The 5,045-nt window shown below is 74.1% G+C and carries 6 protein-coding genes; all 6 read left to right on the top strand.

Going from position 1 to position 5,045, the window contains the following annotated elements:
• Window positions 1-1,284, top strand: a 1,284-nt coding sequence (locus OZN99_RS25175) for a lytic transglycosylase domain-containing protein (RefSeq protein ID WP_270937985.1), incomplete at its 5' end; no start/stop codon positions are given.
• Window positions 1,281-2,120, top strand: a complete 840-nt coding sequence (locus OZN99_RS25170; RefSeq protein WP_270937984.1) for an alpha/beta fold hydrolase — start codon at window positions 1,281-1,283, stop codon at window positions 2,118-2,120. The genes OZN99_RS25175 and OZN99_RS25170, both read left to right, overlap by 4 nt.
• Window positions 2,117-2,563 (top strand): phosphatidylglycerophosphatase A family protein, encoded by a 447-nt coding sequence (locus OZN99_RS25165; protein WP_270937983.1) that lies wholly within the window; start codon window positions 2,117-2,119, stop codon window positions 2,561-2,563. The genes OZN99_RS25170 and OZN99_RS25165 overlap by 4 nt, the downstream gene beginning before the upstream one ends.
• Window positions 2,563-3,054 carry a CinA family protein gene (locus OZN99_RS25160; RefSeq protein WP_270937986.1) on the top strand — a complete coding sequence of 164 codons (492 nt, stop codon included), beginning with the start codon at window positions 2,563-2,565 and terminating at the stop codon, window positions 3,052-3,054. The genes OZN99_RS25165 and OZN99_RS25160 overlap by 1 nt, the downstream gene beginning before the upstream one ends.
• A gap of 4 nt (window positions 3,055-3,058) precedes the next feature.
• On the top strand, window positions 3,059-4,450 hold the full coding sequence (locus tag OZN99_RS25155) for a dipeptidase (RefSeq protein ID WP_408611937.1): 1,392 nt from the start codon (window positions 3,059-3,061) through the stop codon (window positions 4,448-4,450).
• 199 nt (window positions 4,451-4,649) lie between these two features.
• Window positions 4,650-5,045 (top strand): NADH-quinone oxidoreductase subunit NuoE family protein (locus OZN99_RS25150; RefSeq protein ID WP_270937981.1); only part of this gene is annotated, 396 nt, incomplete at its 3' end.

Here is a 5,045-nt window from a genome sequence, read left to right as displayed (position 1 = left end):
GGCGTCGCCTATGAGCGTGCCCGCCTGCTGCGCCGCCGCGACCGCGACGCGGAGGCGGCCGCCGTCTGGGCCGCGGCCGAGCCGCTGCAGCAGGGCATGCCGTCCGAGGCCGGACGCGGCACCTGGGCCGAGCGGCAGGTTCTGGCCCGTAAGCTGCTGCGGCTCGGCGATCCCGCCACCGCCTATCGCGTCGCCGCCGGCCACGGCCTGACCGAGCCGGGCGAGCCGCGGCAGGAGGCCGAGTTCCTGGCCGGCTTCATCGCGCTGCGCCGGCTGAACGACCCCGCCCGCGCGGCGCGCCACTTCGCGCGGGTCGGCGAGGACAGCCGCAGCGTGATCACCCGTGCGCGCAGCGCCTATTGGGAAGGCTTGGCGCTCGCGGCGCAGGGCAACCAGGCCGCGGCACGCAGCCGATTCGAGGCAGCCGCGCCGCTCGCCACCGCCTTCTATGGCCAGCTCGCCAGCGTGGCGCTGGGCGAATCGCCGCAGCAACTGGCGGCCCGCGTCGCCGCCACTGCCCTGCCCCGCCCCGGCACCGACGTCGCCGACCTCTTCGCCGCGCGGGAGCTGACGCGCGCCGTCGTCACGCTCGCCGATCTCGGCCAGTCCGACCGCGCGCGGATGTTCCTGCTGCGCATGGAGGACATCTCCCCCGACGCGACCGATCGCTGGCTGATCGCGCGTCTCGCGATGCTGATCGGGCGGCCGGACCACGCGGTGTGGGTGGCGCGGCGGGCGGGCGCCGACGGGGTGGTGCTGCTGGAGGATGGCTGGCCGACGCCCTATGCCACGCCGGCCGACGGGGCGGAGCCGGCGCTGGTGAACGCCATCACCCGGCAGGAGAGCAATTTCGAGCTCGGCGCCGTCTCCTCGGCCAATGCGCGCGGGCCGATGCAGCTGCTGCCAAGCACCGCGCAGCTCGTCGCTCGCCGGCTCGGCATCCCGCACAGCACGCCGATGCTGACCACCGACGCGGCGCACAATCTGCGGCTGGGCTCGGCCTATATCAGCGACATGCTCGCGCGCTACGCCGGCGCCATGCCGCTCGCGGCGGCGGCGTACAATGCCGGGCCCGGGCGCGTGGACGAGTGGCTGGTGACCTATGGCGACCCGCGCCTGGCCTCCGGCCCCGATGTGCGCGACTGGATCGAGCTGATCCCCTTCACGGAGACGCGCAACTACGTGCAGCGGGTGATCGAGAACGTCGTCGTCTACCGCGCGCGCAACGTCGCGACCGCGGACCTGGCGCATCCGCTCGCCAGCCTGCTGGAGGGCCGCCGTTGACCCGGCGCGTCACCTTCCGCGCCCGCGACGGACTGCCGCTTTCGGCGCTGGATCACGGCGGGCCGGACGGCCGCACGCCTCTTCTATGCCTGCCCGGCCTGACGCGCAGCGCCGCCGACTTCGAGGCGCTGGCCGCGCGGCACCGGGGCACGCGGCGCGTCGTCGCGCTGGATCATGCCGGCCATGGCGAGAGCGGTCGGCCGGAGGGCATCGCGCGCTACGGCATCGAGAAGTCGCTGGGCGATGTGCTGGACGCGATGGCGGCGCTGCACTGCCCGCGCGCCGTGATCGTCGGCACCAGCTTCGGCGGCATCCTGGCGATGGTGCTGGCGGTGATGCGGCCCGGCGCGGTGGCCGGCGCGGTGCTGAACGACATCGGGCCGGAACTGGAGCCCGTCGGGCTGGACTTCGTGCAGAACTTCGTCGGCCGCGACCCCGCGCTGGGCTCGCTGGAGGAGGCGGTGGCGCATCTGCAGTCGCACCTGCCGCCGCTGCGCATGGATGCAGCGGGCTGGCGGCGGTTTGCGGCGCTGACCTACGCGCCCGGCGATGACGGACGGTGGCATCCGCGCTGGGACATCCGCATCGCGGAGGCGCTGCGCGGCGCAGGACCGCCGCCCTCGCTCTGGGGCGCCTTCGGCGCGCTGGCGCATGCGCCGCTGATGCTGGTGCGCGGCGCGCTTTCCGACCTGCTCTCGGCGCCGACCGCGGCGCGCATGCGCGCGCAGCGGCCCGACATGGCCTTCGTGGAGCTGGCGGGCAGCGGCCATGCGCCGCGGCTGGAGGAGCCGGAGGTGGTGGCGCCGCTCGACCGCTTCCTGCACGGCATCGCGTGACCGCGGCGAAGCTGGTCGCGACGCTGGGGGGCGCGGGTCTCCTGCGGCCCGGGCCCGGCACCTGGGGCTCGGCAGTCGTGCTGCCGCTGGCGCTGCTCGGCCCCCTGCCCTGCCTGGCGCTGGCGGCGCTGCTGACGCTGGCCGGCTTCTGGGCCGCCCCGCGCGTGCTGGCCGATGCGCAGGAGGATCCGGGCTGGTTCGTCGCCGACGAGGGCGCGGGGATGCTGCTGGCGCTTGCGGCGCTGCCCGTCGCGAGCCTCCCCGGCATCCTGCTGGCCTTCGCGCTGTTCCGGCTGCTGGACATCGCCAAGCCCTGGCCGGTCTCCTGGGCGGATGCGCAGCCGGGCGCGCTGGGCGTCATGCTGGACGACCTCGTCGCCGGCGCGATCGCGGCGGCGGCGCTGCTCGGCCTCGTGGCCGCCTTTCCGGGGGTGCTCGCATGATGTTGAACGCGACGACGCTTCAGGACGCCGCCGTGCTGCTCGCCGAGTTGCAGGCGCGCGGCGTGACGCTGGCGACGGCCGAGAGCTGCACCGGCGGCCTGATCGCCGCCGCTCTCACGGCGATTCCCGGATCCTCGGCGACGGTGCTGGCGGGCTACGTGACCTACTCCAACGAGGCCAAGACACGGCTGGTCGGGGTGCCTGAGGCGATGCTGGCAGCGCATGGCGCAGTCAGCGAGCCGGTGGCGCGCAGCATGGCAGAGGGTGCGCTGGCCGACTCCGGCGCCGGCATCGCCATCTCCTGCACCGGCATCGCCGGACCCTCGGGCGGCAGCGCGGCGAAGCCGGTCGGCCTCGTCTTCATCGGCTGTGCCCGGCGTGGGATGGAGACGCAGGTGGAGCGGCACGTCTTTCCGGGCGACCGCGGCGCGATCCGCGCGGCCACCGTGGATGCCGCCTTCGGGCTGATCCGCCGCGCCCTGACGGAGTGACATGATGGACCTCACCGACAAGCTGCTCGCCGCCATCGACGCCGACCGCGAGCACGCCGTTGCGCGGCTGGTGGAGTGGCTGCGCATCCCCTCCGTCAGCGCGCAGCCGGCGCATGCGGCGGATTGCGTGCGCGCGGCGGAATGGGTGCGCGACCAGCTGATCGGCCTCGGCTTCGAGGCGAGCCTGCGGCAGACGCCGAAGCATCCCGTGGTCGTGGCGCACCATCCCGGGCCGGGCGGCGACGCGCCGCATCTGCTCTACTACGGCCATTACGACGTGCAGCCGGCCGACCCGCTGGAGCTCTGGACCAGCCCGCCCTTCGAGCCCGTGCTGGTGGACGGGCCGCACGGCAAGCGCGTGGTCGCGCGCGGCGCGGTGGACGACAAGGGCCAGACGCTGATGTGGATCGAGGCGCTGCGCGCGTGGCGGAACGTCGCCGGCGGCCCGCCCTGCGCCATCACCGCGGTGATCGAAGGCGAGGAGGAGATCGGCTCGGCCAATCTCGGCCCCTTCCTGGCCGCGAACCGGGACGAGCTGAAGGCCGATGTCGCGGTGATCAGCGACACCGGCATGTGGGACGTGACGACGCCGGCCCTGTCCACGCGGCTGCGCGGCATGTGCTACATGCAGCTCGACCTGAAGGCGGCGAACCGCGACCTGCATTCCGGGATGTATGGCGGCAGCGCGCTGAACCCGCTGAACCTGATCACGCGCATCCTGGGCCAGCTGCACGACGCGCAGGGCCGCATCCAGCTGCCGGGCTTCTACGACGGCGTGGCGGAGACCTCCGCCGCGCAGCGCGCCGCCTGGCAGGCGCTGGGCTTCAGCGAGCACGACTTCCTGGGCGCCATTGGCCTTTCGGTGCCGGTGGGCGAGACGGACCGCAGCGCGCTGGAGCGGCTCTGGGCGCGGCCGACCGCCGACATCAACGGCATCTGGGGCGGCTACACCGGGCCCGGCAGCAAGACCGTGATCCCGTCCGAGGCGCATGCGAAGGTCTCGTTCCGGCTGGTGCCCGGGCAGGACCACGCGAAGGTGTTCGAGAGCTTCAAGGCCTTCGTGCAGGCCCGCCTGCCTGCCGATGCGCAGGCGAGCTTCCAGGTCTTCAGCGCCTCCCCGGGCATCGAGGTGCCCGCCGACAGCCGCTTCATCCGCGCCGCGCAGGCCGCGCTGGCCGAGGAGTACGGGAAGCCGGCGGCGATGATCGGCTGCGGCGGGTCGATCCCCGTGGTGTCCAGCCTGAAGGACATCCTCGGCCTCGACACCGTGCTGATGGGCTTCGGGCTGGAGGACGACCAGGTGCACAGCCCGAACGAGAAGTTCGACCTCTGCTGCTTCCACGGCGGCACGCGCAGCCATGCCAGGCTGCTGGCGAAGCTGGCCGTGACGGGGTGAGGGTGTAGCCCCAGGCTTGCCTGCCGCCTCCGCCGGTCCCACCCTCTCCGGCGGAAGGCAAGCAAGACAAAAGGGGAAACGCCGTGGCCCAGGATTCCGCCCCGCTTGAGGGCGTGGAGGCCGCATGGTGAGCGCAGCGGCATGGCGGCCGCGCCTCGGGCCACGCGGTCGCGTGGCCACGCCGGAGGCGCGCGCAGCCGTGGCGGCCGCGCTGGGCGACACGCCGCTGCGCCGCGACCTGCTGATCGAGCATCTGCACGCGCTCCAGGATCGCCATGGCTGCCTGCGCGAAGGCCATCTGCTGGCGCTGGCGGAGGCGATGCGCCTGGCGCCGGTCGAGGTGTTCGAGGTCGCGACCTTCTATGCGCATTTCGACGTGCTGGCCGATGACGCGCCGACGCCCGCGCCGGTGACCATCCGGGTCTGCGAGGGCCTGCCCTGCGCCATGGCGGGCGCCGCGCCCCTGCTGGACGCGCTGCACGCTGCGCCACCCGGAGGCGCGCGCGTGGTGGCGGCGCCCTGCATGGGGGCGTGTCACCAGGCGCCGGCCTGCGCGGTGGGCCATGCGCAGGTCCCGCATGCGAGCGTCGGGCGC

The sequence above is a fragment of the Falsiroseomonas oryzae genome (genome assembly GCF_027856955.1).
In the GTDB taxonomy this organism is placed as follows: Bacteria; Pseudomonadota; Alphaproteobacteria; order Acetobacterales; family Acetobacteraceae; genus Falsiroseomonas; species Falsiroseomonas oryzae.
This window is presented reverse-complemented; position numbering and strand designations above follow the sequence as displayed.